Below are 229 nucleotides of genomic sequence, written 5' to 3' on the forward strand. Positions count from 1 at the left end.
CGGCGTCCTACTCTCCCACACCCTGGCGAGTGCAGTACCATCGGCGCTGAAGGGCTTAGCTTCCGGGTTCGGAATGGGACCGGGCGTTTCCCCTTCGCTATGACCGCCGTAACGTTGTCGAGTTGTCAAACGGGTTCCCGTTCGTCTCTCGGGAACCGCACAGTGGACGCGTAGCAATGAATGAAGTGGTGAAGTTATCGGCTTATTAGTACCGGTCAGCTGCGGCAGT

At 58.5% G+C, this 229-nt stretch carries 1 rRNA gene and 1 other annotated feature (1 of these 2 cut by a window edge); the gene reads right to left on the reverse strand.

Going from position 1 to position 229, the window contains the following annotated elements:
* Positions 1–111, reverse strand: a 5S ribosomal RNA gene (gene rrf, locus CBZ_RS16260); the annotation flags it as partial.
* A gap of 108 nt (positions 112–219) precedes the next feature.
* Positions 220–229 (reverse strand) — a sequence feature (5S ribosomal RNA rRNA prediction is too short) (it continues 74 nt past the right edge of the window).

Source organism: Cellulomonas biazotea (genome assembly GCF_004306155.1).
GTDB lineage: Bacteria > Actinomycetota > Actinomycetes > Actinomycetales > Cellulomonadaceae > Cellulomonas > Cellulomonas biazotea.